Source organism: Nocardia sp. NPDC004568 (assembly GCF_040609955.1).
Taxonomy (GTDB): Bacteria; Actinomycetota; Actinomycetes; order Mycobacteriales; family Mycobacteriaceae; genus Nocardia.
This window is the reverse complement of the sequence record NZ_JBEXLL010000030.1, coordinates 43,458-69,480: the sequence shown is the minus strand read 5'-3', so window position 1 is coordinate 69,480 and position 26,023 is coordinate 43,458. Positions and strand designations below refer to the sequence as shown.

The following is a 26,023-nucleotide window of genomic DNA, read 5'->3' as shown; positions in this document are numbered from 1 at the left end:
GCTCCGCACGATAGAAACGCCCCGCAACCAGCCCGAACAGATCATCCAGCCCAGCCACCCACGCAGCCAGGTCCTCGCCCATCGACACGACGAAAGAACATACCGCACAACATAACCAAGTGCGGCTGGAGTACTAGTACTGCAACGGCATTTTCAGTGGTGGGGTGCTGGTAGATGTTGCTTGTGGTGTTGGATCATGTTGTGGCCGAGTTGGATTCGTTGATGTCGCGGATTGGGGGCCGGTTCGGGCGGTGGAGCCGCGGGCGCGGGCGCGGGAGTATGTGTCGGGCCTTGTAGCGGGTTTGGAGCGCAAGAACGGGTGGAGGGTGTCCGAGCATGCCGGTGCGGTGTGCCCGGACGGGATTCAGCGGCTGTTGCGTACGGGCGGGTGGGATGTGGACGGGGTCCGCGACGACTTGCGCGAGTACGTGGTCGAGCATCTGGGTGATCGCGCGGGTGTGTTGATGTGCGACGAAACGGGTTTCGTCAAGAAGGGCGGGCGTTCGGCAGGGGTGCAGCGGCAGTACTCGGGTACGGCCGGGCGCACCGAGAATTGTCAGATCGGCACGTTCCTGGCCTACGCTTCGCCACGCGGGCATGCGCTGATCGACCGAGAACTGTATATCCCGCAGTCCTGGATCGATGACCGCGACCGGTGCCGGGTCGCGGGTATCCCCGACGAGGTCGAGTTCGCGACCAAGCCGCGTCAGGCCATCGCGATGCTGGAGCGGGCGCTGGCGGCGGGGGTGCCGTTTTCGTGGTTCACCGCCGACGAGGCCTGTGGTCAGGCTGGGTACCTGCGCGAGTGGCTCGAGGACCGCGGTGTGTCGTATGTGATGGCCACACGCTGTGACCACGCGATGACCACCCGCGCCGACGGCGTCGCGCGTGCCGACACGCTGATCGGGGAGCTGCCCGCGAGACGGTGGCAGCGGTTGTCGGTCGGCGCCGGGGCGCACGGGCCACGCGAATACGACTGGGCGTGCCGGCAGATCGACGGGACCTGGAAATGCGGGCGCGGGCATTGGTTGGTGGGGCGTCGCTCGCTGACTCCCAACAGTAAGGGCGAATACGAGATCGCCCATTACATCTGCCACGGCCCGGCCCGTTCGCGGCTGGTCGATCTGGCCTGGGTTGCGGGGTCCCGCTGGCACGTGGAAGAGGCGTTCCAGCAGGCCAAGGGCGAGGCCGGGCTCGGATCACTACCAGGTCCGCACCTGGCGGGCCTGGTACGCCCACATCACCCTGTCGATGCTCGCCCTGGCCTGGCTGGCCGTGTCGAAAACAGCTGCTGCAAAAGGGGAACCAACAACCTCGACGAGGGCATGATCGCACTCACGCTACCGGAGATCCGCCGCCTACTGATCGCGTTCATACTGACTCCACGCCAGGTCGCTGATCACATCTGGGCCGGGTCGAACTGGCGGCGACGCCGCCAGCACCAAGCCCGGCTATTGCACTACCGGCGGCGCGGCCACCCACTGGCATAGGTGTCGGCACCAACGCATCAGACGGCCTCCAACTGCTGCAACAGCCCATGCATGTCGAGTTGACCGTAATGCTCGACCAACCGGCCCTTGTCGAAGCGGTCGATGTGAATGACACCTACCGACACAGTCTTGCCAGTCGGCGCCAGATCAACGAAGGACCCGCTATGAGTGCCTGTGAATCGGCACCGCGTCACACACCGCTCATGATCGATCAATATGTCCTCGATGACATGCCGACCGTCGGGAAACCCCCGGTAGAACGCTTCTTGGTTCCGCCGCCACTGCGCCAGACCCATCGCGGACCCGCTACCGACCTGAACCACCAACCCCGGCGAAACCAACCCGTCGAGCCTCGACCAGTCCTGAGCATCCAACGCCGCATACAACCGACGCCCAACCAGCGCGATGTCGTACTCATTCTCATCCACGACCATCACGGTATTCACCCCACCCTGCGATGGCCACAGCCCATCGACCAGCGCTGCCGTTGCAGTACTAGTCGAGAGTCTGTCTGTGTCCTCCGGCGAGTGCGCTCCGCCGGCCGTCGAGGGAGAGGACGAATCGTCCCCCGATCTGCTCCACGGGGACCGAGAGCCGGTGCGTGATGTTCGGGAGGACTCCGGGTCCTTTGTCGGGGTCCAGTGGCACCGCAGTGCTCGGACGGTATCCAGGACGAGGTTCGGTTGCCGCTTCCACTCCGGAAGCCGGTCGATGAGCGCCAGGATCTCGGAGTCGCCGGCCATGCCCGAACCGAGTGGTTCATAGCCGACCGCGGACCCATGCGCTTACCTGCGATTCGTGCGAATCGCAGGTACCTCTGTGCTGGGTCACAGTGGTGGGCGCAGAGGGGTTCGAACCCCCGACCGCTGGTGTGTAAAACCAGAGCTCTACCGCTGAGCTATACGCCCGGGTCCCCCCGGAGTGTGTCCGGGGGGAACGGTCTATGAATCTAGCGCGGCGAGCGCTTTCTCCCAAGCCGCCTGGTCACGGGGCTCTCCGGGGCCGTTCATCTCCGCGAAACGGATGGTTCCCTCGCGGTCCACCACGAAGGTGCCGCGGTTGGCGAAACCCGTCACGTCGTTGAAGACGCCGTACTGCTGGGCCACCGCGCCGTGCGGCCAGAAGTCCGACAGCAGCGGGAAGGTGTAGCCCTGTTCGGCCGCCCAGATCTTGTGGGTGGGCGGCGGGCCCACCGAGATCGCGAGGATCTCGGTGTTGTCGTTCTGGAATCGCGGCAGTTCGTCGCGGACCTTGCAGAGCTCGCCCTGGCAGATGCCGGTGAAGGCGAGCGGGTAGAACACGATCAGGACGTTCTTCTCGCCGCGGTAGTCCGACAGCGAGACTTCCTGATTGTTCTGGTCCTTGAGGGTGAACTCCGGTGCCTGGGCACCGACCTCGAGGGGCATGAGGATCCTCCAAATCTCGGGTTCGCGCACCCCGGCCCGTGGGGTGCGCGGAAACAGCTGTGGGTGGCTCAGCGCTGCTTGGTGGGGGCCTTGGGCTGCACCAGCCGGCTGGCCGACCATTCACCGAGTTTGATGGCCGAGGTCTGGGTGAGACCGGCGGTAGGGGCGGCCTCGGCGATCTCACTGGGATCGACATGGCCGTCGTTACCGGTCTTGGGGGTGAGCACCCAGATGAAGCCGTCGTCGGCGAGTGGGCCGATCGCCTCCATCAACTCGTCGACGAGGTCCCCGTCACCGTCCCGCCACCAGAGCAGGACGACATCGATGACCTCGTCGGAGTCCTCGTCCAGCAGTTCACTGCCGGAGGTCTCCTCGACGTCGGCCCGGAGGTCGTCGTTGGTGTCCTCGTCCCAACCCAGCTCCTGGACAACCATGCCGTGGGTGATGCCAAGCTTCTGAGCGAAATTCTGATCGTCCGCCGCGGCGACCACGGTGGCGTCCTCCTCAACTCCCGACTACAGATATCTGCAAGCGAACATGGTTATCGGCCCTAACGCAAGCCGATCGGGTGGATCGAATTTTCTATGTCGTCCGAAACCGCTGGTGACGGGCGATCCGGGTTACTTGGGGCAGGCATCGCGGACCGCGTTGCGCGCGTCGTTGACGCGCTTGCTGGCATCGTTGAGCGGTCCCACCGGGGAGGTGTAGGTCATCTCCCGGGTGGCCTGGGCGAGGGCCCGGGCCGAGTCGACATAGGCGACGAACTTGATCCGCAACTCCTCGGGCAGCTGGGCGCCCGCGGTGTTCACGCCGCTCTCGACCTGTTTGGCGGCGTCCTCGAGCGCGGTGACGGCGCCGTCGCGTTTGGCGTCGTAGTCGGGGGAATTGTCGTCGTGGGCGTCGACGAACTCGTTGTACCTGCTCACCCCGACACCCGTGGTGCCGGGGAAGAGGGTGCAGTTGTCGGAGATGGCCTTGTCGCGGGCGGCTGCGATCTGTGAGGAAGTGGCGGCGGCGGACGAGGACGAGGCATATTCGCGATAGGAGGTCGCCTCGGCGGCGTTCGGCGTCGCGATACCTTCGACCTGCTGTGCGCAACCGGCGACGGCGGCGCCTGCGACCAGGGCCGTCGCGGCGCACACCAGCCCGAACCGGCGCGGGTCCAGCCCTTCCATCGTCCTCCCGACTCCTCGGTAACCGCAGTGAGACGTGCCTGTCGAACGGTACTGGATCGGCGGCTGACATGATGATGTGGGACGTGCCACGCGAGTGCGCGGGCACGCCCGGAATAGTCGTCACGAGTGATCCGCACACCAGCGGGCCATTCGGGGTCACCGCAGCCATCAGCTCGACCACCCCCTGTACGAGGAGCAGTTTTGACCGATCTGATCCACTCTGGCGTCCCGGCGGAATCCGCTGTGCCGGGTTCCGCTCCCACCCCTCGCGACGCCAACGGCTCGCCCGCCGGTGGCCGAGTCCGCGTGATTCGTGAAGGAGTGGCGTCTTACCTACCGGATATAGATCCGGAGGAAACCAGCGAATGGCTCGAGTCGTTCGACGAGATGCTCGAGCGCGAAGGCCCCGGCCGGGCCCGCTATCTGATGCTCCGGATGCTCGAACGCGCCGGTGAGCGGCGGGTCTCCATTCCTTCGCTGACGTCCACCGATTACGTCAACACCATTCCGACCGAGAACGAGCCCTGGTTCCCCGGCGACGAGGAGACCGAGCGGCGCTTCCGGGCCTGGATCCGCTGGAACGCGGCGATCATGGTGCACCGCGCGCAGCGCCCGGGTATCGGCGTCGGCGGGCACATCTCGACCTACGCGTCGTCGGCGGCGCTCTACGAGGTCGGGTTCAACCACTTCTTCCGCGGCAAGGACCATCCCGGCGGTGGCGATTCGATCTTCATCCAGGGTCACGCCTCGCCCGGTATCTATGCGCGCGCCTTCCTCGAGGGCCGGCTGAGCACCGATCAGCTCGACGGCTTCCGCCAGGAGTACAGCCACGGCGGCCTCGGCAAGGGCCTGCCGTCGTATCCGCATCCGCGGCTGCTGAGCGATTTCTGGGAATTCCCGACGGTATCGATGGGCCTGGGCCCGATGAACGCCATCTACCAGGCGCGGTTCAACCACTACCTGCACGATCGCGGCATCAAGGACACCTCCGATCAGCACGTGTGGGCGTTCCTCGGCGACGGCGAGATGGACGAACCCGAATCGCGCGGTCTCGCCCACGTGGCGGCCATGGAGGGCCTGGACAACCTGACCTTCGTGGTGAACTGCAACCTGCAGCGCCTCGACGGCCCGGTCCGCGGTAACGGCAAGATCATCCAGGAACTGGAGTCGTTCTTCCGCGGCGCCGGCTGGAATGTCATCAAGGTGATCTGGGGCCGGGAGTGGGACGCGCTGCTGGGTGCCGACCGCGACGGTGCGCTGGTGAACCTGATGAACAGCACCCCCGACGGCGATTACCAGACCTACAAGGCCAACGATGGTGCCTACGTCCGCGACCATTTCTTCGGCCGCGACCCGCGCACCAAGGCGCTGGTGCAGGATCTGTCCGATCAGGAGATCTGGAACCTCAAGCGCGGCGGGCACGACTACCGCAAGGTGTACGCGGCCTACGCGGCGGCGCTGGCGCACAAGGGCCAGCCGACGGTGATCCTGGCCAAGACCATCAAGGGCTACACCCTCGGCAAGCACTTCGAGGGCCGCAACGCGACCCACCAGATGAAGAAGCTGACCCTGCAGGACCTCAAGGACTTCCGCGACCTGCAGCGGATCCCGATCAGCGATGCCGAGCTGGAGAAGGATCCGTACCTGCCCCCGTACTACCATCCGGGCCCGGAGACCAAGGAGATCCAGTACATGCTGGATCGCCGTAAGGCCCTCGGTGGGTTCCTGCCGGAGCGGCGGACGAACATCGCACCGCTCAAACTGCCCGGCGACGAGGCGTACAAGTCGGTGCGCAAGGGTTCGGGTAAGCAGAACGTGGCGACCACGATGGCGCTGGTGCGGCTGATGAAGGAGCTGCTGCGCGACCCCGAGATCGGCAAGCGCATCGTGCCGATCATCCCGGACGAGGCCCGCACCTTCGGTATGGACTCGTGGTTCCCCTCGCTGAAGATCTACAACCGCAACGGCCAGCTCTACACCTCGGTCGACGCGGAACTGATGCTCGCCTACAAGGAGAGCGCGGTCGGGCAGATCCTGCACGAGGGCATCAACGAGGCCGGTTCCACCGCGTCGTTCACCGCGGTCGGTACCTCCTACGCCACCCACGGCGAGCCGATGATCCCGCTCTACATCTTCTATTCGATGTTCGGATTCCAGCGCACCGGTGACGGGTTGTGGGCCGCGGCCGATCAGCTCGCGCGCGGGTTCGTCCTCGGCGCGACGGCCGGCCGGACCACGCTGACCGGTGAGGGCCTGCAGCACAACGACGGGCATTCGCTGCTGCTGGCGGCCACGAATCCGGCGGTCGTGTCCTACGATCCGGCGTTCTCCTTCGAGATCGCCCATATCGTGCGCGACGGCCTGCGCCGGATGTACGGCGGTACGCCGGGCGTGGACGGGTTCGGTGGGGAGAACATCTTCTACTACCTCACCCTGTACAACGAGCCCTACCAGCAGCCTGCCGAGCCCGAGGACCTCGACGTGGACGGCCTGCTCAAGGGGATCTACTTGTACAAGAAGGGTGGCGCCGGAGTGGTCCGGGCGCAGATCCTGGTCTCCGGTGTCACCGTGCCCGACGGTCTGCGGGCCCAGCAGTTGCTGGCCGACCACTGGGGTGTGGCCGCCGACGTCTGGTCGGTGACCTCCTGGGGCCAGCTGCGCCGGGAGGCCCTCGAACTCGAGATCGAGGCGCTGCACCATCCGGGCGAGGATCCGGGACAGCCCTACGTGGCCCGGGCACTGGCCGGAGCCGAGGGGCCGTTCGTGGCCGCCACCGACTGGATGCGCGCGGTGCCGGACCAGATCCGCAAATGGGTGCCGGGCGATTTCACCACGCTGGGCACCGATGGATTCGGGTTCTCCGATACCCGTCCCGCGGCGCGCCGGGTCTTCAATGTCGACGCGGAATCCATCGTGGTCGCCGCGCTGGCGGGACTGGGCCGGATCGGCAAGCTGGATACGGCGAAGGCCGCCGAGGCCGCCGCCCGGTACCGCATCGACGATGTGTCGGCCGCGCCGGAGTTCACCGCCGGCGGCGCCGGAGACGCGGAGTGACGGCGGTTCGATGATCGAACGCAGACCACCGCGTCCGCGCCGGGTCTCCGAGGGCTCCAGCGAGCACGAGGTGTACCTGCCGACCGGCGCGCTGTCGCCGAACCGGCAGACCCGCGACCCTTTACCGGACACGCTGCTCAAACGCGTCAAGCAGTTCTCCGGGCGGCTGTCCACCGAGGCCGTGGGGTCGATGCAGGACCGGTTGCCGTTCTTCGCCGACCTGGACGCCGCGCAGCGCGCCGGCGTGCAGATGCTGGTGCAGACCGCGGTGGTCAACTTCTTGGAATGGCTCCAGGACCCGGACAGTGATATCCGGTTCAGCCTGGACGCCTTCCAGGTCATCCCGCAGGATCTGGCGCGGCGGCTGACGTTGCGCCAGACCGTGGACATGGTGCGGGTGGCCATGGAGTTCTTCGAACAGTGGCTGCCCGCCCTGGCGCGTAACGACCGGCAGCTGGTCGCGCTCACCGAGGCGGTGCTGCGATACGGGCGCGAGCTCGGTTTCGCGGCCGCCTCGGTGTACGCCAGCGCGGCCGAGTCCCGGGGCGCCTGGGATACCAGGCTGGAGGCGCTGGTGGTGGACGCGGTGGTACGCGGCGACACCGGCCCCGACATGCTCTCCCGGGCGGCCACCCTGAACTGGGACGCGACCGCCCCCGCGACGGTCCTGGTGGGTACGCCGCCGCGGGATCAGGGGGTGTCGGTGGTCGGCGCGGTGCACACCATCGCGGCCCGGCACGGCCGGGCGGCGCTGGCGGTGGTCCAGGGCGCCCGCCTGGTGATGGTGGTGAGCGGCCCCATGGGCGATGCCCTGCACACTTCGCCGTTCATGGCCGATCTGCTCACCGAGGCGTTCTCGGACGGTCCGGTGGTGATCGGGCCGACCACGCGCACGCTGGGGGCCGCGCACAGCAGCGCCCTGGAGGCGCTGGCCGGGATGGAGGCGGTGATCGGCTGGCGGGAGGCTCCGCGCCCGGTCCACGCCATGGAACTACTACCCGAACGGGCGCTACTCGGTGATCGAGCTGCGGTCGACGCGCTCGTCGAGTACCTTGTCCTTCCGTTGGCTTCTGCCGGTTCCGCCCTGGCGGACACCCTGGATGCCTACCTGGAATGCGGCGGTGCGGTCGAAATGTGCGCGCGTCAACTGTACGTTCATCCAAATACTGTCCGGTATCGCCTGAAGCGGATCGGGGAAGTGACCGGTCGTGATCCGATGAATCCGCGGGATGCGTATGTGTTACGAATCGCCGCCACAGTAGGTCGTTTGACACGAACTCGTAACGAATCGTCATCGCAAACCTCACAGGACTCTTTTGTCCCATTGGACAAGGACGGGCTGTAACGCGAACCCCGATTCGGTCGATCCGGACACACCACGCGGGCTTTTGTGGAGACCATACAAAACCAGTCCCAAAGCTCTATTCACGTCGACATCTCGCAAATGCGGTCTCACAGTGTTTTCTTAGGTACGTGATCGCGTTGTTCGCCCCTGGACAGGGCTCTCAGACACCCGGCATGCTCGTGCCCTGGCTCGACCTGCCCGGCGCTCGTGACCGCCTCGCACTGTGGTCGAAGGAATCCGGTCTGGATCTGATCCGGCTCGGCACCGAAGCGACCGCCGAAGAGATCACCGACACCGCCGTGACCCAGCCGCTCGTGGTCGCGGCCGCGCTGCTCGCCTTCGCCGAGATCGGCGATCGGCGGGTGCCGGCCGACACCATCGTGGCCGGCCATTCGGTGGGCGAACTCGCCGCCGCGGCGGTCGCCGGCGTGATCTCCGCCGACCAAGCGGTTACGCTGGCAGCCATCCGCGGTACCGAGATGGCGAAGGCGTGCGCGCTGGAGCCGACCGGTATGTCTGCGGTGCTCGGCGGCGACGAGGCCGCTGTGCTGGCGCGGCTCGACGAACTGGAACTGGTCCCGGCCAACCGCAACGCCACCGGTCAGATCGTGGCGGCGGGGCGCCTGGACGCACTGGCCGAACTGGCCGCGAATCCGCCGGAGAAGGCCCGCGTGCGGGCGCTTCCCGTGGCGGGCGCGTTCCACACCGAGTTCATGGCTCCCGCCCAACAGGCGGTAGCGGCGGCGATCGCCGAGATCACCCCGCACGAGCCGACTCGCCCCTTGCTGTCGAACGCCGACGGCAAGCCGGTCGAGTCCGGCGCGGACGCGGTGGCTAAGCTCGCCGCGCAGGTCACCCGGCCGGTCCGGTGGGATCTGTGCACCGAAACCGTCCGGCAGGCCGGTGTTTCGGCGGTGGCGGAGTTGCCACCGGCGGGAACCCTCGTCGGCATTGCCAAACGGGAGCTCAAAGGCACCCCGAACCTGGCGCTGAAGACCCCGGAGGACATCCCCGGGCTGGCCGAGCTCATGGGCTCCGGCTAGCTTGCCTACGGCCGTGTTTCCGACGAACTCTCGACGGGAGCACGGCACCGAGCGACGTAACCGTGCGTCGTCTCGGCCCGAAGAAATATGTAGAGCCCTACCGAGAAAATTAGAAGGGAGCCACGAAGTGGCCGCTCTGACCCAGGAACAAATCGTCGAGGAACTCGGCAAGATCATCGAAGAGGTTACGGGTATCGAACCCTCCGAGGTGACCGTCGAGAAGTCCTTCGTCGATGACCTGGACATCGACTCGCTGTCCATGGTCGAGATCGCGGTGCAGACCGAGGACAAGTACGGGGTCAAGATCCCGGACGAGGATCTGGCCGGTCTGAAGACCGTCGGCGACGCCGTCGCCTACATCCAGAAGCTCGAGGCGGAGAACGCGGACACCGCCGCCGAGCTCAAGGCCAAGTTCGACAACGCCGAGTAGGGCCGACACCGTGACCACTCCTTCCACCTTGAACGGGAACTTCCCGAACGTCGTCGTCACGAGCCTGGCGGCGTCCACGTCGATCGCGGGTGACGTCGAGGCGACGTGGAAGGGTCTCCTCAACCGCGAGAGCGGAATCGGCCTTCTCGAAGATGACTTCGTCGAGGAGTACAAACTTCCGGTCCGCATCGGCGGCCGTCTCAAAGAACGGCCCGAGCCCTTCTTGGAGAAGGCGGAGCGCCGCAGGATGTCCTACGTCGAACAGCTCGCGGTCGTTCTCGGTCGCAAGGTCTGGTTCGAGGCGGGTAGCCCGGAGGTCGATCTGGACCGGCTCGGTGTGGCCATCGGCACTGGACTGGGTGGCGGTGACGCGCTCATCAGTTCGGTCGACAGTCTGAGGGGCGGCGGCTACCGCAAAGTCTCGCCGTTCGCTGTTCAGATGGTCATGCCGAACGGGCCGTCCGCGTACGTCGGTCTCGAACTGAAGGCCCGGGCGGGAGTGGTCACTCCGGTCTCGGCGTGCTCGTCCGGTTCGGAGGGCATCGCGAATGCATGGCGGATGATCGTCATGGGCGACGCGGACGTGGTCGTCACGGGCGGCGTCGAGGGCTTCATCGATGCGGTACCGATCGCTGCGTTCTCCATGATGCGCGCTATGAGTACCCGCAACGATGATCCGAAGGCCGCCTCACGTCCGTTCGATCAGGATCGCGACGGGTTCGTCTTCGGTGAAGCCGGTGCGCTCATGGTCCTCGAACGCGAGGATCATGCCAGGGCACGTGGTGCCACCATTCACGCCCGGCTGCTCGGTGCGGGAACCACGTCCGACGGGTTCCACCTGGTCGCGCCGGACCCCTCGGGCACCGGCGCGGCCCGGGCCATGACCCGGGCCATGCAGACAGCGGGTCTGGCGAAGCAGGACATCACGCATATCAACGCGCATGCCACCGCCACTCCGATCGGTGACAAGGCGGAGGCGAAGGCGATCCACCAGGCTGTCGGCAATCATCCCTCGGTCTACGCGCCCAAGTCGGCGCTGGGACATTCGATCGGTGCTGTCGGCGCGCTGGAATCGGTACTCACTGTCCTGAGCATCCGGGACGGCCTCGTGCCGCCTACCTTGAACCTGGACAACCAGGATCCCGAGATCGACCTCGACGTGGTGAAGGGCGAAGCCCGCGCGCAGACGATCGAGTACGCGATCAACAATTCGTTCGGTTTCGGTGGGCACAATGTCGCGCTCGCCTTCGGCCGGGCCTGACGGTCCGCCCGAACTGTTCGACGACCCACAGACGGGGCCGCCGGGTTTCTTCCGGGCGGCCCCGTCCGGGCTTCGACACCCAGTGGCCCGCGTTTCAGGGCGCACATTCTCGAGGAGACAACGCGATGACGACTATCGCTCCGGCCCGCCATCAGGAAACTGCGACCGATCCGCGTGATCCCCTCGGGCGGCTCCAGCGCTTCTTCGACCCCGGCACGGTCCTGCCGCTGCACGCACGCGACAAGTCGGGTGTGCTGGCGGCCGTCGGTGAGGTCGACGGCGTGCGCACCGTCGCCTACTGCTCCGATGCCACCGTCATGGGCGGTGCCATGGGCGTGGAGGGCTGCCGGCATATCGTCGACGCCATCGACACCGCGATCGATTCCGGCGCGCCGGTGGTCGGTCTGTGGCATTCCGGTGGTGCCCGGCTCGCCGAAGGTGTGGAGGCCCTGCACGCGGTCGGCCTGGTCTTCGAGGCCATGGTCCGCGCCTCCGGCCGGGTCCCGCAGATCTCGGTGGTCCTTGGTTTCGCGGCCGGCGGCGCCGCCTACGGCCCCGCGCTCACCGACATCGTGATCATGGCCCCCGAAGGTCGCGTGTTCGTCACCGGGCCCGATGTGGTCCGTAGCGTCACCGGTGAACAGGTCGATATGGCCACCCTCGGCGGCCCGGAAACCCACGGCAAGAAGTCCGGTGTGACCCATATCGTCGCCGACGACGAAGCCGACGCCGTGCACCGCGCCCGCCGCCTGGTCTCGATGCTCGCCGAGCAGGGCGAATTCGACCTCGTCGCCGCCGAGCACGGCAATATCGACCTGCAGGCCATGCTGCCGGCCTCGGCCAAACGCGCCTACGACGTCAAACCGTTGGTGCACGAACTGCTCGACAATGTCGACGGCGAATCCAGCTTCGAAGAACTGCAAGGTGGCTACGCCCGCTCCATGGTGACCGGACTCGGCCGCCTGGCCGGCCGCACCGTCGGTGTTCTGGCCAACAACCCGCTGCGCCTGGGCGGCTGCCTGGACTCCAAGAGCGCCGAGAAAGCCGCCCGGTTCGTCCGCCTCTGTGACGCCTTCGGTATCCCGCTGGTCGTCATCACCGATGTTCCCGGCTACCTGCCCGGCGTCGGCCAGGAATGGGACGGCGTGGTCCGCCGGGGCGCCAAACTGCTGCACGCCTTCGCCGAAGCCCGGGTCCCGCGGGTCACGCTGGTCACCCGCAAGATCTACGGCGGCGCCTACATCGCCATGAACGCCCGCTCCCTGGGCGCCACCGCGGTCTACGCCTGGCCGGGGTCGGAGGTCGCGGTGATGGGCGGGAAGGCCGCGGTCGGCATCCTCCACAAGAAGGCGCTGGCCGCCGCGCCGGAGGAAGAGCGGGAAGCGCTGCACGAACGGCTCACCGCCGAACACGAAGCCATCGCCGGTGGGGTGGAACGGGCGGTGTCGATCGGGGTGGTCGACGAGGTCATCGATCCGGCGCATACGCGCAGCAAGATCGCGGCCGCGCTGGCGGCGGCACCCTGCAAGCCCAGCCACCACAAGAACATCCCGCTGTGATCTCGGCGACGGTTCCGACGCCGGGGGCGGATACCGAGCGGGCGTAGGTGTGCGCGGTCGGTGCTCGCTGCATGCTGTGCCGGGGCGGTAGCGGGCTGATCGATGAGCCGCGAGGGCTTGGTGGGCTTTGCCTGTTCGTGCAGGTGGAGTTGCGGGCTTGTTCGTGAAGGTGCTGTGTTTTTTGGCGCGCCTTCGGCTCAACCCTTGGAGGTGTCTCGTAAGACTCGACGCATGGGGTTGCGGTGCATTCGATCGCGGGTCGGTATGCGGATCCGGACGGGGCGGGTCGGGTGCCCGGACGGCGGCGGGGCGCCTGCGTCTCGGGCCGCGGTCTCGCGGGCCCGTCCATCCCGCGGTGCGTGCGGGTCGGGTCGGGTCGGGTCGGGTCGGGTCGGGTCTACAATCCTCCGCCCACAGGGCGCACTTCTTCCGAAAGTGTCTGGCCGTGGGGTTCGGTCGACGACAATGCGCTGATGGGACGCGATGGAGCGGGGGCTCGCGAGCGCAAACGTCATGGCCGGCACTACACGCCCGCGACGCTTGCGGGTTTCCTGGCCGGGCGGGTGGCCGCGCGGATCGACTCGACCGGGCCGGTGCGGGTGCTGGATCCGGCCTGTGGGTCCGGGGAGCTGTTGTTCGCCATCAGGAATGCGCTGGCGGGGCGGTTGCCCGGGGCGCCGGTCGAGCTGGTGGGGTACGACCTGGATCCGGCGGGGTTGGCGCTGGCGCGGCGGCGGGCGGCGGGGGCCGGGGTGGAAGCCGAATGGCGGCAATCGGATTTCCTGGCCGACTGCGCGGGGTTGCCGGCCGAATCGTTCGACGCGGTCATCGCCAACCCGCCGTATGTCCGCACTCAGCAGTTGGGTGGGGCGGCGGCGCAGGCGCTGCGGGGACAGTTCGGGTTGCGGGGGCGAATCGATCTGACGCATCCGTTCGTCGCGGCGCTGCCGCGGCTGATGGTGCCGGGTGGGGTGCTGGGTCTGCTGTGCGCGAATCGGTTCCTGACCACGAAGGCGGGAGCCAATCTGCGGGCGCTGCTGCTGGCCGATCTGACACCGGTGGAGCTGTACGACCTGGGCGATACCAAGCTGTTCGAGGCGGCGGTACTGCCGGCGGTGACGATCGCCGTGCGCGGTGCGGCGCGGGGGGAGTGCCGGTACGTCTCGGTATACGAGGAGGAGGCCGGGATTGCGCCGGACCCGGAACTCGCGGACCCGGCAACCTTGGACCCGGCCGTTGCGGGCGGAGAGTTCACGGCCCCGGAAATCGCGGGGCCGGAAATCGCGGATGTAGGAATTGTGGGTGGGACAGGCGGGGGGCCGGGAATTGCCGGGTTCGAAGTCGCGGGTGAGAAGGGCGCGGACCCGGGAATCGCGGGTGTGGGAATTGTGGGCGGGTCAGGCAGGGGGCCGGGAACTGCCGGGTTGGAAGTCGCCGGTGAGAAGGGCGCGGTGCAGACTGTGCTGTCTTCTCGCCGGGACAGGTCATTGGAGACCGGACCTACCCGTCCGGCTCCACAGCGACGGGGGGCGGGCGGGAGACCGGCCGGTAGCGGGGCAGATACTCGAGCCGGAAAGCGGGCCCGCGGTGCGGACTCCGGTGCGGGGGCCGCGAACGAGGAGCGGGAACTGTTCGCGGCTCTGGACGGAATCGGCGATGCGACGGTGTGGCGGCAGGGCCGCCGGTTCGCGGTGACGGTGGGGGAGCTGGCCACGGAGTCCGGTGCGGCGGCGGCCACGGTGGGATGGCGGATGTCTCGGGTCGGGCACGACGACTGGTTGCGCGGGGTCGCCGAGCGGATGTGGCGCACCTTCGGGGACCTGGGCCGGATCCGGGTGGGGATCAAAACCAACGCGGACAAGGTTTTCATCGCGGCGCACTGGGGTGATCCGGCGGCCGAACCGGAACTGTTGCGCGACCTCATCACCCATCACGATCTGCGGCCCTGGCGGATCGACCGGTCGCGCCGGACCCGGGTGCTGTATCCGTACGACCTCACTCGTACGCACCGGGTTCCGGTGGATCTGGCGCGGTATCCGCGCACCGCCGCCTATCTCGAGCAGCACCGCGAGGTGCTGGCGGCACGGGGCTATCTCACCGGGGCGGGCCGTGAATGGTTCGAGCACTGGGTGCCGCAGCGGCCGCACCTGTGGCGGACGCCCAAGGTGGTGTTCCCGGATATCAGCGACCGGCCCCGCTTCGCGCTGGACCGGTCCGGCGCGGTGGTCAACGGCGACTGTTACTGGATATCGCTGGCGGACCTGGGCGGGGACGCCGGCGCCGAGGATATGGCCTGCCTGATGATGGGAGTCGCGAACTCGTCGCTGGGGTTGCGTTACTACGACGCGGTCTGCGGTAACCGGCTCTATTCCGGACGGCGGCGCTGGATCACCCAGTACGTGTCCCGGTTGCCGTTGCCGGATCCGGGGACCCCGGCCGCGAGTGCGATCGTGCGCCGGGTGCGGGAGCTGGCGGCGGAACCGGAGTGCGGCTCGGCGGGGCAGGCGGAGTTGGACGAGATGGTGAACCGGGCGTTCGCCCGGTGACCGGTCAGCTCGGGCTGTGCCAGGCGACCATGGGCAGCAGGGTTCGGCGGGCGAATTCGCGGCCAGCGGCCTCGTCCTGGATGGGGATCAGGCCGTCGGGGGTCAGGGCCAGCGACAGCGCCAGGCGAGCCATGATCTCGGCGACCAGGTCCGGATCGAAATCGTTGCCGCTGTCGTGCAGTTCCCGCAGTTTCGCGGCCAGGTAGGTGCGGCCGACGGCCAGGATCGGGCCCGCTTCGGTGGTGAGCCTGGGCAGCACGAGATCGGGTTCGGTGCGCAGCAGCCGGATCAGCAGCGGATTGCCGGCGATGGCGGAGATGAAGGCGACGAAGATCTCCACGAGCTGATCCTCGGAGCCGGCCACCGTGCGCACCTGGTTGTCGATCTTGGTGACGAAACGCTGCGCCTCTCGGACGGTGACGGCTTCGACCAGGTCGTTCTTGGATTCGAAGCGGCGGTAGAGGGTCGCGGGGCTGATACCGGCGCGGCGGGCGATCTCGCCCATGCTGGTGCGTTTGATCCCGAAATCCAGAAACGCCGAGAGTGCGCTGTCGAGTACTTTCCCGCTGTCGGCGGGTGGCTCGGCCAGGATGCGTTGCAGAATCGGCGGTACGGGCGACATGGTCCTCACACTTTATCCGACACCGGATGCGCCGGTGACCTGCGCGTTGGTTTCGTGCCGGGTATCACTCCCGCGGCAGATCGAGTTCGGCCATCTCGTGCTCGATCGCGTTGGCCGCGAAATCGACTCCCCGGGAGCGCAGTTCGTGGACTCTGCGCCGCAGCGCCTCGATACCTCCCGGTTGCGCGGCGATATCGGCCACGCTCACCCGCCCGGTCGACCGGCGCGTTTCGGACTGCTCGCACGCCACCCGTCATACCTCCTGCCGGGCACGTCGCCGTGCCCACCTGTACGGGTCGCCCGAAACGCCGACGCCTTGCAGGACAGCGGATTTCGGGTCAACCCGTCTCCCCGGATACGTTTTTCCATGGTATCAGCCACCTACTGGACGCTTGTCCAATAACGTGTCCGGATGGTGGCGGCCTCAGATCTCCTTCGCCGACCGGTGCTCGGACATATGGTGCAGATAGACCATGGCATTGAGTTCCACTCCGCGCTGCTGCTCCGCGGTGAGCTCGCGGCGGACCTTGCCCGGCACACCGGCCACCAGCGAACCCGGCGGAATCTGCGCGCCCTCGGGGATCAGCGCGTTGGCCGCGATGAGGCTGCCCCGGCCGATCACCGCGCCGTTCAACACGGTCGCCCCCATTCCGATCAAGCAGTCGTCCTCGATGGTGCATCCGTGCAGGATCGCGTTGTGCCCTACCGAGACCCCGGCGCCCACGGTGGCCGGGAAACCCGGGTCGGCGTGCAGTACACAGCCGTCCTGGATATTGCTGCGCTCCCCGACGGTGATCAGCTCGGTGTCACCGCGCAGGACGGCATTGTACCAGATACTGACCTGGGCACCGAGCTGCACCCGGCCGATCACGTTCGCAGTCGGGGCGATCCACGCGGTCTCGTCTATCTCGGGCCGGTGGCCACTGACTTCGATCCTCATATACGCAACCTAACCCGCCCGTTCCGGCGACCGGCGAGGCGGTGGAGACCGGGCGGCTCCGGCGGGGCGGCCTCAACGCTCGCCGGAGTCACGCAGGATCCATTCGGGCCGGGCGTCGGCGGGCAGGTCACGCAGCTTGTCCGGATTGCGGACGACGTGGATGGCGGTGATCCGGCCGTCGTCGACGGTGAAGGAGAACACCCCGTGGTGCTGACCGTCGAACACCAGCAGCCCGGGCAGGCCGTTGACCTCGATGGTCCGGCCCCAGCCGCCCGTCGCGGCGGGGATGCTGTACCAGCCGAGCAGCATCTTGGCGATGATCTCCGCGCCCGTGACCGGTTTGCGGATGGCGGGCACCTTGCCGCCACCGTCGGCGGTGAGGGTCACCCGGTCGTCCAGGACGCCGAGCAGCGCGCTCATATCGCCGGACCGCCAGGCCACCGCGAAGGCCGAGACGACCTTCTCCTGTTCGTCCGGGGACGCCGGGAAGCGCGGGGTGCCGTCCTCGACCCGTTTGCGGGCGCGCGAGGCGAGCCGGCGGACCGCGGCGGGGGTGCGGCCCACCACCTCGGCGACCTCCGGGCCCGACATTCCGAACACGTCCTGCAGGACGAACGCGGTGCGTTCGGCCGGTGACAGCGATTCCAGGACGACCAGCAGCGCCATGGTGACCCGTTCGTCCTGGGAGATCCGGTCCGCGGGATCCTCCCAGTCCGTCACCGCGGGTTCGGGCAGCCATTCACCCACGTACTGTTCGCGCCGCACGCGCGCCGAACCGAGCTGATCGAGGGCGAGGCGGCCGGTGACGGTGGTCAGCCACGCCTGCAGATTGTCGATCGGCGCGGCGCCCGATTCCTGCTGCCGCTGTAGCCGCACCCACGCCTCCTGCACCACATCGTCGGCGTCGGCGAGACTGCCGAGGGTGCTGTAGGCGAGCCGGCGCAGGTACGGGCGCAGTTCTTCGAAACGCCGGGCCAGCTCGGCGGAATCTTCTCGGTCGGTCACTGCTGTTCCTCGTTCGGTCGATGCCCGGCGGGCGGGCAATGGTCTCGCCGAGTCGACGACGGGGGCGCCCCAGGTGTGACATCGGTGCGCTCCGGACGCCGGTGACGGTGTGGTGACGACCGTATCCGGCCGCGGCGGTCGCACCCGGGCGGCGCGGACACCGGCCGTGGGAAACCCGGCCCGGCCGTCCCCGGCAGGGACAGCCGGGCGGTGCTGGATACGCTCACCCGGTGCACAAGGGTGTTTCGACCGCGGCGGGCCTGCTGATCGGGTTCGCCATCGATCGGGCGGTCGGGGACCCGCGGCGTGGGCATCCGGTGGCGGGGTTCGGCATGGTGGCCGCGTCGGTGGAGACGGTGACCTACGCCGACCATCGCCGGGCGGGGGTGGTACACGAACTGCTGCTGGTGGGATCGGTGGTCGGTCTGGGCGCGGCACTGCGCCGGGGCGGGGTGATACCGGTGGCCGCGGCGACCTGGACGGTGCTCGGGGGCCGCAGTCTGGCGCGGACCGGGGAGCTGATGGCCGACCGGCTCGGCACCGGGGATCTCGCCGCCGCTCGTGAACTGCTGCCCGCCCTGTGCGGCCGTGACCCGGCGGCCCTGGACGCGGACGGTCTGGCCCGGGCGGCCCTGGAATCCATTGCCGAGAACACGTCCGACGCGGCGGTCGCGCCACTGCTGTGGGGCGCGCTGGCCGGTGTGCCCGGGCTGCTGGGGTATCGGGCGGTGAACACCCTCGACGCCATGATCGGTTACCGCAACCCGCGCTACCGGCGCTTCGGGTGGGCGGCCGCCCGCGTGGACGATCTGGCGAATCTCCTGCCCGCCCGGGCGACCGGGCTGCTCACCGCGTTGGTGTCGCCACTGGTCGGTGGCAGGCCCGGCGCGGTATTGCGGACCTGGCACCGGGATGCCGGAAAGCACCCGAGCCCGAATGCCGGGGTGGTGGAGGCGGCGGCGGCCGGAGCGCTCGGGGTGCGCCTCGGCGGGCGCACCGAGTACCGGCACGGGGTCGAGCAGCGACCCGAGTTGGGTGCGGGACCGGCACCTACGGTCGGTGATCTGCGGCGGGCGGTGCGACTGTCCGAACTGGTGCAGTACGCCGCGGTGGTCTCGGCGGCGGCGCTCGCGGTGTCGGGCGCGGCGCTGCGGGAGCGGATGCGCGCCCGTCGCGCCCGCGCTCGGACCGGGTAGCTCGCGAGTTCCGACAGCCAGGACGAGGTACCACGAGCGGGTGGAGGGCGTTGTCGCGGCCCCGGCTGTTACGGCTCCACGGCCGCGCGTCTGCGTCACACACCTGCGACCGGTGGAGCGGATCAGTAGGAGCGGCTCAGGTTCTGCTCGCGTAGTGCGGCAGTCGGCCGGGGCCCGAGTCGGCCTCTTCTCGCACCGATATGCGGCGCTCGGGATATCCGGCCCGGGGCGGCGCCCAGGACAGCGCCGACCCGGTACGGCCTCGGCGAGTCGTCGTGCGTCCGGCTGCGACCGCGGCGCGCAGGCGGCGACGGTCAGGGGCGAGTGCGGCCGTATCGGTCGGCCAGGCGGGCCTCGGCGGTGACGGGTTCGGGGTCGGCCGGACGCGGCTCGTCGTCGGGATCGGGCGCGGTCTTCGCGGGGCGTTGCTTACGACGTTCGCGGATCTCGGCCCAGGCGAAATAGCCCAGCCCCAGCGGCGCCATGATGCCGAACGCCAGCCATTGCAGCCCGTACGAGAGGTACGGCCCGGCGTCGAGCTGGGGAAGCGGTACCGGGGTGAACGCGCCCGGCTGGTCCTGCGACAGCTGTAGGTAGGCGCCACGCTCACCGACCGGGAGCGGGGTGAGGGGTAGCCCCAGGACAGTGGTCTCCTGCGGGACGTCGATGGAATAGACGTGCGGCACGCCGTCCTGGACCGTGGGTGCGCGCTGCGGGTCGACGTTCTCGGAGACCCGGACACGGCCTTCGATCCGCTGCACGCCGGCGGGTGCGGGGTCGATCGGCGGCGGCTGCGAGCCGTCGACCGCGGCCACCAGGCCGCGGTCCACGAGCAGGGTCCGGCCGTCGGTGAGCGTGAACGCGGACAGCACACCGAAACCGGGTGCGCCGTCGAGATGCCGCAATCGGACCAGCACGGTCGAGTCGGGTACGTAGGCGCCCTCGGCGAACACCTTCCGCCATTCCGTGGCCGCGCCCGCCGCCGCGCCGTCGAGAACCTCGGTGACGGCCACCGGATCGGCGTGCACCGAATCGGCGATCAGCTGGTTGCGTTCGGAGGTGGATTCGTTCTTGCCGAGCTGCCACGGGGCCAGCACGGTGAAACACAGGTACGCGAACGCGACCACCACCGCGGCCAGGATCAGCCAGCCGGGGCGCAGCAGGAAGGTCAGGCGGCGCATCAGGCCGCACCGCCGGTGACGGGCGCTCTGGCGGCGAGTGCGGCGTGGACCCAGGCGAGCAGGCCCGGGATCGCGGCCTCGATCTGCTCGCGGACGAGTTCGAACCCGGCGGTGCCGCCGTAGTACGGATCGGGGACGTCGGCGCCGTCGGCATGCGGGTCGAAACTGCGCAGCAGGCGGCGGCGTTCGAAGGGGATACCGCGGACGGCCAGGGCGCGGTCGTGCTCGGTGGTCATCGCGACCACGAGGTCGGCGTCGGCGTGGTCGGCGCCGAAACCGGCGGCCCGGTGCCCGGTGGGGTAGCCGTGGCGGCGCAGGGTCTCGGTGGTGCGCGGGTCGGCGTCGGATCCGGTGTGCCAGTCGTGGGTGCCCGCACTGCTGACCCGGACCCGGTCGTCGAGCCCGGCCCGGGACAGATGCGCCAGCGCGATCTTCTCCGCCATCGGCGATCGGCAGATGTTGCCGGTACAGACGAACGATATGTGCAGCTCACCCACGACAGCCATTCTGGCGGGTCGGTCCACCCGCGCGCCACGTAGGGTGCGTCTCATGCTCACCGAACATGTCGATTTCGCCGGGCTGCGTCATCACGGTGATGTGGAAGCCCAGCCGGGTCTGCTCGATTTCGCGGTGAACGTCCAGGGCACCGCGCCCCCACGCTGGCTACGCGACCGGCTGGTCGCCGCCCTGGACTCGCTGGGCCGGTACCCGGCCGCCGCCGATGAGCGGCATGCCCGGGAAGTCGTGGCGGCCCGGCACGGGCTCGCGGCCGACCAGGTCCTGCCCCTGGCCGGCGGGGCCGAGGGGTTCGCGCTGCTGCCGCGCTTGTCGCCCCGGCTGGCGGCGGTGGTGCATCCGTCGTTCACCGAGCCGGAGCTGGCACTGCGCGAGGCCGGGGTCCCGGTGCACCGGGTGCTGCTGGAACCGCCCTACGCCCTGGACCCCGCCCTGGTCCCGGAAGAGGCCGACCTGGTGGTGCTCGGCAACCCCACCAACCCGACCTCCGTCCTGCATCCGGCCGAGGTCGTGCGCGCGCTGCTGCGGCCCGGGCGCGTCGTGGTGGTGGACGAGGCCTTCATGGACGCGGTGCCCGGGGAGACGGAGTCGCTGGCCGGCGAGGCGGGGGAGGGGCTGCTGGTCTTGCGCAGCCTCACCAAGACCTGGGCGCTGGCCGGGTTGCGGTGCGGCTACCTGCTCGGCGGGCCCGAGGTGCTCCGGCAACTGGTCCGGGGCCGGGCGCATTGGCCGGTGGGCACGCTGCAACTCGCCGCGATCGCCGCCACCGCGGCGCCGCGTGCTCTCGCGGAGAGCGCGGCGCGGGCGCTGGAAATCGGTGGTGACCGCGCGGCGATGATCGAGCGGCTGCTCGGCGCCGGGGTCGTGGTGCGGACACCGGCGGACGCACCGTTCCTGCTGCTCGAGGTGGAGCACGGGGAGATCCTGCGCGAATACCTGCGCCGGCACGGGATCGCGGTGCGGCGCGGCGATACCTTCCCGGGCCTGGGGCCCGAGCATGTGCGGGTGGCGGTGCGGCCGCCGGCCGATGTCGATCGCCTGGTGACCGCGCTGGGTAACGCCGGGCGACTGGTCTAGCGCCCGGCGGCGGGCCCACCGCGCCGAATCCGCGTGCGCGCGACATGATTGTCGCCGACCCACCCGAGAACTCCCGAGAGAAAGGTGTGCCGTGGCCACCCTTGCCCAACTCGTCGCGACGCTGGAGACGGCCTACCCGCCGCGGCTGGCCGAACCGTGGGATTCGGTGGGTCTGGTCTGCGGTGATCCCGCGGAGGGGGTGGAGCGGGTGCTGTTCGCCGTCGATGTCACCGCCGCGGTGGTGGACGAGGCGGTGCGGTGGGGCGCCCAGGCCGTGGTGGCCCACCATCCGCTGCTGCTGCGCGGTGTGGACAGTGTCTCGGCCGACCGGCCCAAGGGCGCGCTGGTACATCGGCTGATCCGCGCGGGTTGCGCCCTGTTCACCGCGCATACGAACGCCGATTCGGCCGACCCCGGCGTCTCCGACGCCCTCGCCGCGGCCCTCGGCCTGACGGTCACGGGTCCGCTGGACCCGAAACCGTTGGCAGCGGTGGACAAATGGACGGTCCAGGTGCCGCCGGAGCACGCCGACGCGGTGCTGGCGGCACTGTTCGCCGCGGGCGCGGGGGGTTCCGGTGACTATCGGGAGGCCGCCTGGCGGGCCACCGGGGCCGGTCAGTTCCGGCCGCTGGACGGTGCGAACCCGGCGATCGGGGCGGTCGGCGAACTGGCCCGGGTGACCGAGGACCGGCTCGAGGTGGTCGCCCCCGCCGGAACCCGAGCCGCCGTGCTGGCGGCATTACGGGCGGCGCATCCCTACGAGGAACCCGCCTTCCACGTGACCGAACGCGCCGCGCTCACCGGGCACCAGGGCCTGGGCCGGATCGGCACGCTCGCCGAACCGCTGACCCTGCGCGAGTTCACCGCCCGCGCGGCCGCCGCCCTCCCGGCCACGACCTGGGGGGTGCGGGCCGCCGGCGATCCCGACCGGATACTGCGCACCGTGGCCGTCTGCGGGGGTGCGGGTGACTCGCTGCTCGAGACCGCCGCCCGCTGCGGCGTCGACGCGTACCTCACCGCCGACCTGCGTCACCACCCCGCCGACGAGTATCTGCGCCGTCCGGGTCCCGCGTTGATCGACGCGGCCCACTGGGCGACCGAGTTCCCCTGGTGCGCCCAGGCCGCCGCGGTGGTCCGGAACGGACTGCCGGACCTGGAGACGCGGGTTTCCACGGTGCGCACCGATCCGTGGACGGTCGGTTGCGGCGGCTGACGGCGGCACCCGGGCACCCGGCAGCGGGTTCGGACCCGTCGGCGACACCGCCGCCGCCGCGCGGAGTACGGTGGACCTTCTTATCCGTCCACAGCGTGCAGGGAGTTCGTTCGCGTTGAATGTCGAACCATCGATTCAGGCCCGACTGCTGCGTCTCGCCGAGGTCGACACCGAACTGACCCGGATCGGGCACCGGCGCAGCGTCCTCCCCGAACAGCAGGAGGTCGACCGATTCGAGGCCGAACGCAACGCGCACAAGGACGCGGCGGTGGCCGTGGAGATCGTGCTCGACGATCTCGACCGCGATATCCGCAAACTCGAGGGTGAGATCGAGGCGGTCCGCACACGCGAGGACCGCGACCGCGGCGTCCTGGAAGCGGGGTCGGTCGGGGCGAAACAGCTGTCCGAACTGCAGCACGAGCTGACCAGCCTGGAACGCCGCCGATCGGTCCTCGAGGACGATCTGCTCGAGGTGATGGAACGCCGTGAGGCTTCCGCCGCCGACCATGAGCACGCCGGTGCCCGGCTGGACCGCACCGAGACCGAACTCGCCGCCGCGCGCGGCCGCCGCGACGAGGCAGTCGCCGACCTCGACGTCGCCCAGCAGCGTTGCGAAACCGATCGCGCGAAACTGGTCGGCGCGTTCCCGGACGAGCTGCTGGCGATCTACGACCGGCAGCGCGCCGCGCACGGTATCGGCGCGGCGCTGCTGCAGGCCCGGCGCTGCGGAGCCTGCCGGATCGAACTGGACCGCGGCGAGATCGCCCGGATCGCGAAGACCGCGCCCGAACAGGTGGTGCGCTGTCCGGAATGCGGTGCGGTGCTGGTGCGAACCAAAGAATCCGGATTGTGAGACCGCACCGGACAGCGGGGTCCGCGTAGCGGGAGCGGGAGGCCGAAATGAGCGTGCGCGAGGTCATCGTCGAGGCCGACGGGGGCTCCCGGGGCAACCCGGGGCCGGCCGGCTACGGGGCGGTGGTGTTCGACGCGGATCGGGTGGGCGTGCTCGCCGAACGTCGGGAGGCCTTGGGCGTCACGACCAACAATGTCGCGGAATACCGCGGGCTGATCGCCGGACTGGAGGCGGCCGCCGAGCTCGGTGCCCGGGTGGTGACGGTGCGGATGGACTCCAAACTCGTCGTCGAGCAGATGTCGGGTCGCTGGAAGATCAAGCACGCGGCGTTGATTCCGCTCGCCGATCGCGCGCGCCGATTGGCGGCGGACTTCGACCAGGTGACTTACCGCTGGATTCCGCGCGCGGAGAACTCCCATGCCGACCGGCTGGCCAACGAGGCCATGGACGACGGCAAGCTGGTCGAGGAGGTGCACGCGGCCGACCCGGCTACCACGCCGCCCGCCGAGGCCGCCGATCCGGCCGTGGATTCCCAGAGTGCGTCGGCCCGACTGTCCGGACCCGGGCCCGGCTGGACCGGTGCGGCCGGTCGCCCCACCAGGCTGCTGCTCGTGCGGCACGGCCAGACCGAGTTGTCGGTGCAGCGGCGCTATTCCGGGCGCGGCAACCCGCCGCTGACCGCCGTGGGCCGGGAACAGGCGGCCCGGGCGGCGAAAATGCTGGCCGCCAAGGGCGATATCGCCGCGATCGTGACCTCCCCGCTGGGCCGGGCCCGGGAAACCGCCGAGGCGGCGGGCGTGGCGCTCGGTATCGAGGTCCGAGTCGTCGACGGTCTCACCGAAACCGACTTCGGTGAGTGGGAAGGGCTGACCTTCCGGGAAGCCGCCGAACGCGATCCGGAGCTGCATGCCCGCTGGCTCGGCGACCCGTCGCTGCCGGCCCCCGGCGGCGAGAGCTTCGACGCGGTCCGGGAGCGGGTGGAGGCGGTGCGCCGCGATCTCGTCGCGCGGTATCCCGGAGCGAATGTCGTCGTGGTCAGCCATGTGACGCCGATCAAAACGCTGCTCCAGCTGGCGCTGGGAGTCGGTCCCTCGCTGCTCTACCGACTGCACCTGGATCTGGCGTCGCTCTCGCTCGCGGAGTTCTATCCGGACGGCGGTTCGTCGGTGCGGCTGGTCAACGATACGAGCTACCTGTGAGCCGCTCGCGGGTCGGCCCGGGTACCGGCCGATAACACAGTGGCTCGTGCGCGCACCGGAGCCCGGTCCCGGAGGAACCGGGCCGTGAACTCGTCGAGCGGATAGAAGAATTCGACCGCCAGCTCCGACAGCGTCACGTCCGCCGGGGCACCGAAGGTGGCCATGGTGCCGAACAGCGAGAGCTCACCGTGCGGCGTGCGCACCCGGAGCGGGACCTGGAACGGACCGGAATCGGTACCGTCGGTCTCCTCGAGGTCGGAGTAGACCGGCGGATATCCGCTGACCTCGTCGTAGAGATCGCGCAACCGGGGGTCGCCGGTGGTACCGGACTGCCGGGCCAGCCGTTCCAGTAACTGTTCGCGCACCTGGCGCGGGTTGGCGAGCCGGGCGGCAAGGCCTTCGGGATGCAGCACCAGCCGGTAGACATTCGGCCGGTCGGCCAGCAGGTGCAGGGGCACGCCGTCGGTGAGTACCAGCAAGGCCGAATTGGCGGTGACCACGTCCCACCAGCGGTCCACCGCCACCGCCGGATAGGGCTCGTGGGCGGCGAGCATATGCTCCAGGGCCGCCCGCGCCGAAGCGAGGTGGGCGTCGTCGAGGCTGCTCTCCTGGTAGGCGGGCGCGTACCCGGCGGCGACCAGCAGCGTATTACGTTCCCGCAGGGGGACTTCCAACGTCTGCGACAGGCGCAGCACCATCTCCCGGCTCGGCGCCGAGCGCCCGGTCTCCACACACGACAGATGCCGGGCCGAGGTACCCGCCGCCAGCGCCAGATCCAGCTGGCTCAGCCGCCGCCGTTGCCGCCATTCCCGCACCAGGGCACCGACCCGCGACGGCTTCCCGTCCGCACGTACCTCCATACCGTGAGCGTATCGGGGGCAGGTGCGCGGTGACCATGACCTCGGAGGTCAT

At 69.3% G+C, this 26,023-nt stretch carries 23 protein-coding genes, 1 tRNA gene and 1 pseudogene; 13 read left to right on the top strand and 12 right to left on the bottom strand.

Annotated features, from left to right (window positions below; translation table 11 throughout):
- Positions 1 to 183: 183 nt before the first annotated feature.
- A pseudogene (locus ABZV91_RS16120) lies at positions 184 to 1,490 on the top strand (IS701 family transposase).
- A 17-nt stretch (positions 1,491 to 1,507) separates the two neighbouring features.
- Here ABZV91_RS16120 and ABZV91_RS16115 read toward each other — a convergent pair.
- The 5 genes from ABZV91_RS16115 to ABZV91_RS16095 all read right to left on the bottom strand — a co-directional run bounded on the left by ABZV91_RS16115 (position 1,508) and on the right by ABZV91_RS16095 (position 4,071).
- Positions 1,508 to 1,918, bottom strand: coding sequence for an ester cyclase (locus tag ABZV91_RS16115; protein ID WP_355241556.1), 411 nt, complete (start codon positions 1,916 to 1,918; stop codon positions 1,508 to 1,510).
- Between the two features lie 405 nt (positions 1,919 to 2,323).
- Positions 2,324 to 2,398 (bottom strand) — tRNA-Val (locus ABZV91_RS16110).
- A gap of 33 nt (positions 2,399 to 2,431) precedes the next feature.
- Positions 2,432 to 2,896, bottom strand: a complete 465-nt coding sequence (locus ABZV91_RS16105; RefSeq protein WP_355241554.1) for a peroxiredoxin — start codon at positions 2,894 to 2,896, stop codon at positions 2,432 to 2,434.
- 68 nt (positions 2,897 to 2,964) lie between these two features.
- Complete coding sequence (locus tag ABZV91_RS16100; RefSeq protein ID WP_030524044.1) at positions 2,965 to 3,387, bottom strand: DUF3052 domain-containing protein; 423 nt, start codon at positions 3,385 to 3,387, stop codon at positions 2,965 to 2,967.
- Between the two features lie 129 nt (positions 3,388 to 3,516).
- A complete protein-coding gene (locus ABZV91_RS16095; protein WP_355241551.1) occupies positions 3,517 to 4,071 on the bottom strand; it encodes a hypothetical protein in 555 nt (184 codons plus the stop codon).
- 243 nt (positions 4,072 to 4,314) lie between these two features.
- Here ABZV91_RS16095 and aceE point away from each other — a divergent pair, with 243 nt between their 5' ends.
- From aceE to ABZV91_RS16060, 7 genes are all read left to right on the top strand, one after another.
- Positions 4,315 to 7,125 carry a pyruvate dehydrogenase (acetyl-transferring), homodimeric type gene (aceE, locus tag ABZV91_RS16090; RefSeq protein WP_355241570.1) on the top strand — a complete coding sequence of 937 codons (2,811 nt, stop codon included), beginning with the start codon at positions 4,315 to 4,317 and terminating at the stop codon, positions 7,123 to 7,125.
- Positions 7,126 to 7,135: 10 nt separating this feature from the next.
- On the top strand, positions 7,136 to 8,470 hold the full coding sequence (locus tag ABZV91_RS16085; protein ID WP_355241549.1) for a helix-turn-helix domain-containing protein: 1,335 nt from the start codon (positions 7,136 to 7,138) through the stop codon (positions 8,468 to 8,470).
- Between the two features lie 128 nt (positions 8,471 to 8,598).
- Positions 8,599 to 9,513, top strand: a complete 915-nt coding sequence (locus tag ABZV91_RS16080; protein WP_355241545.1) for an ACP S-malonyltransferase — start codon at positions 8,599 to 8,601, stop codon at positions 9,511 to 9,513.
- A gap of 127 nt (positions 9,514 to 9,640) precedes the next feature.
- Positions 9,641 to 9,943: a meromycolate extension acyl carrier protein AcpM gene (gene acpM / locus ABZV91_RS16075; protein WP_355241541.1), complete on the top strand. Its 303-nt coding sequence runs from the start codon at positions 9,641 to 9,643 to the stop codon at positions 9,941 to 9,943.
- 10 nt (positions 9,944 to 9,953) lie between these two features.
- The gene (locus tag ABZV91_RS16070; protein ID WP_355241538.1) at positions 9,954 to 11,204 is read left to right on the top strand and encodes a KasA/KasB family beta-ketoacyl-ACP synthase; all 1,251 of its coding nucleotides are present in this window, start codon (positions 9,954 to 9,956) and stop codon (positions 11,202 to 11,204) included.
- Positions 11,205 to 11,329: 125 nt separating this feature from the next.
- Positions 11,330 to 12,763 carry a carboxyl transferase domain-containing protein gene (locus ABZV91_RS16065; RefSeq protein ID WP_355241535.1) on the top strand — a complete coding sequence of 478 codons (1,434 nt, stop codon included), beginning with the start codon at positions 11,330 to 11,332 and terminating at the stop codon, positions 12,761 to 12,763.
- Positions 12,764 to 13,236: 473 nt separating this feature from the next.
- The gene (locus ABZV91_RS16060; protein ID WP_355241532.1) at positions 13,237 to 15,309 is read left to right on the top strand and encodes a methyltransferase domain-containing protein; all 2,073 of its coding nucleotides are present in this window, start codon (positions 13,237 to 13,239) and stop codon (positions 15,307 to 15,309) included.
- Between the two features lie 4 nt (positions 15,310 to 15,313).
- Here ABZV91_RS16060 and ABZV91_RS16055 read toward each other — a convergent pair whose 3' ends face one another.
- The 4 genes from ABZV91_RS16055 to sigJ form a co-directional block, all read right to left on the bottom strand.
- Positions 15,314 to 15,931, bottom strand: coding sequence for a TetR/AcrR family transcriptional regulator (locus tag ABZV91_RS16055; protein WP_355241529.1), 618 nt, complete (start codon positions 15,929 to 15,931; stop codon positions 15,314 to 15,316).
- A gap of 64 nt (positions 15,932 to 15,995) precedes the next feature.
- Positions 15,996 to 16,181 (bottom strand): hypothetical protein, encoded by a 186-nt coding sequence (locus ABZV91_RS16050; RefSeq protein WP_039823523.1) that lies wholly within the window; start codon positions 16,179 to 16,181, stop codon positions 15,996 to 15,998.
- A gap of 174 nt (positions 16,182 to 16,355) precedes the next feature.
- Positions 16,356 to 16,871 (bottom strand): gamma carbonic anhydrase family protein, encoded by a 516-nt coding sequence (locus tag ABZV91_RS16045; protein ID WP_355241525.1) that lies wholly within the window; start codon positions 16,869 to 16,871, stop codon positions 16,356 to 16,358.
- Between the two features lie 72 nt (positions 16,872 to 16,943).
- Positions 16,944 to 17,876 carry an RNA polymerase sigma factor SigJ gene (gene sigJ, locus ABZV91_RS16040; protein WP_355241523.1) on the bottom strand — a complete coding sequence of 311 codons (933 nt, stop codon included), beginning with the start codon at positions 17,874 to 17,876 and terminating at the stop codon, positions 16,944 to 16,946.
- 230 nt (positions 17,877 to 18,106) lie between these two features.
- Between sigJ and ABZV91_RS16035 the strand changes: the two genes are divergently transcribed.
- Positions 18,107 to 19,072 (top strand): cobalamin biosynthesis protein, encoded by a 966-nt coding sequence (locus ABZV91_RS16035; RefSeq protein ID WP_355241520.1) that lies wholly within the window; start codon positions 18,107 to 18,109, stop codon positions 19,070 to 19,072.
- Positions 19,073 to 19,386: 314 nt separating this feature from the next.
- Here the strand turns inward: ABZV91_RS16035 and ABZV91_RS16030 are convergent, their stop codons facing one another.
- Both ABZV91_RS16030 and ABZV91_RS16025 read right to left on the bottom strand, forming a co-directional pair.
- The gene (locus ABZV91_RS16030) at positions 19,387 to 20,253 is read right to left on the bottom strand and encodes an SURF1 family protein (protein ID WP_355241517.1); all 867 of its coding nucleotides are present in this window, start codon (positions 20,251 to 20,253) and stop codon (positions 19,387 to 19,389) included.
- Complete coding sequence (locus ABZV91_RS16025; RefSeq protein ID WP_355241568.1) at positions 20,253 to 20,759, bottom strand: low molecular weight protein-tyrosine-phosphatase; 507 nt, start codon at positions 20,757 to 20,759, stop codon at positions 20,253 to 20,255. Before ABZV91_RS16025 ends, ABZV91_RS16030 begins: the two co-directional genes overlap by 1 nt.
- A 43-nt stretch (positions 20,760 to 20,802) precedes the next feature.
- Between ABZV91_RS16025 and cobC the strand changes: the two genes are divergently transcribed.
- From cobC to ABZV91_RS16005, 4 genes are all read left to right on the top strand, one after another.
- Positions 20,803 to 21,846 (top strand): Rv2231c family pyridoxal phosphate-dependent protein CobC, encoded by a 1,044-nt coding sequence (gene cobC, locus ABZV91_RS16020; RefSeq protein ID WP_355241515.1) that lies wholly within the window; start codon positions 20,803 to 20,805, stop codon positions 21,844 to 21,846.
- Between the two features lie 91 nt (positions 21,847 to 21,937).
- Positions 21,938 to 23,059, top strand: a complete 1,122-nt coding sequence (locus ABZV91_RS16015; protein ID WP_355241511.1) for a Nif3-like dinuclear metal center hexameric protein — start codon at positions 21,938 to 21,940, stop codon at positions 23,057 to 23,059.
- Between the two features lie 115 nt (positions 23,060 to 23,174).
- Positions 23,175 to 23,912, top strand: coding sequence for a C4-type zinc ribbon domain-containing protein (locus tag ABZV91_RS16010; RefSeq protein WP_355241508.1), 738 nt, complete (start codon positions 23,175 to 23,177; stop codon positions 23,910 to 23,912).
- Between the two features lie 47 nt (positions 23,913 to 23,959).
- Positions 23,960 to 25,111, top strand: coding sequence for a bifunctional RNase H/acid phosphatase (locus ABZV91_RS16005; protein ID WP_355241505.1), 1,152 nt, complete (start codon positions 23,960 to 23,962; stop codon positions 25,109 to 25,111).
- Here the strand turns inward: ABZV91_RS16005 and ABZV91_RS16000 are convergent.
- The gene (locus ABZV91_RS16000; protein WP_355241502.1) at positions 25,102 to 25,971 is read right to left on the bottom strand and encodes a helix-turn-helix transcriptional regulator; all 870 of its coding nucleotides are present in this window, start codon (positions 25,969 to 25,971) and stop codon (positions 25,102 to 25,104) included. The genes ABZV91_RS16005 and ABZV91_RS16000 overlap by 10 nt on opposite strands.
- Positions 25,972 to 26,023 lie beyond the last annotated feature (52 nt).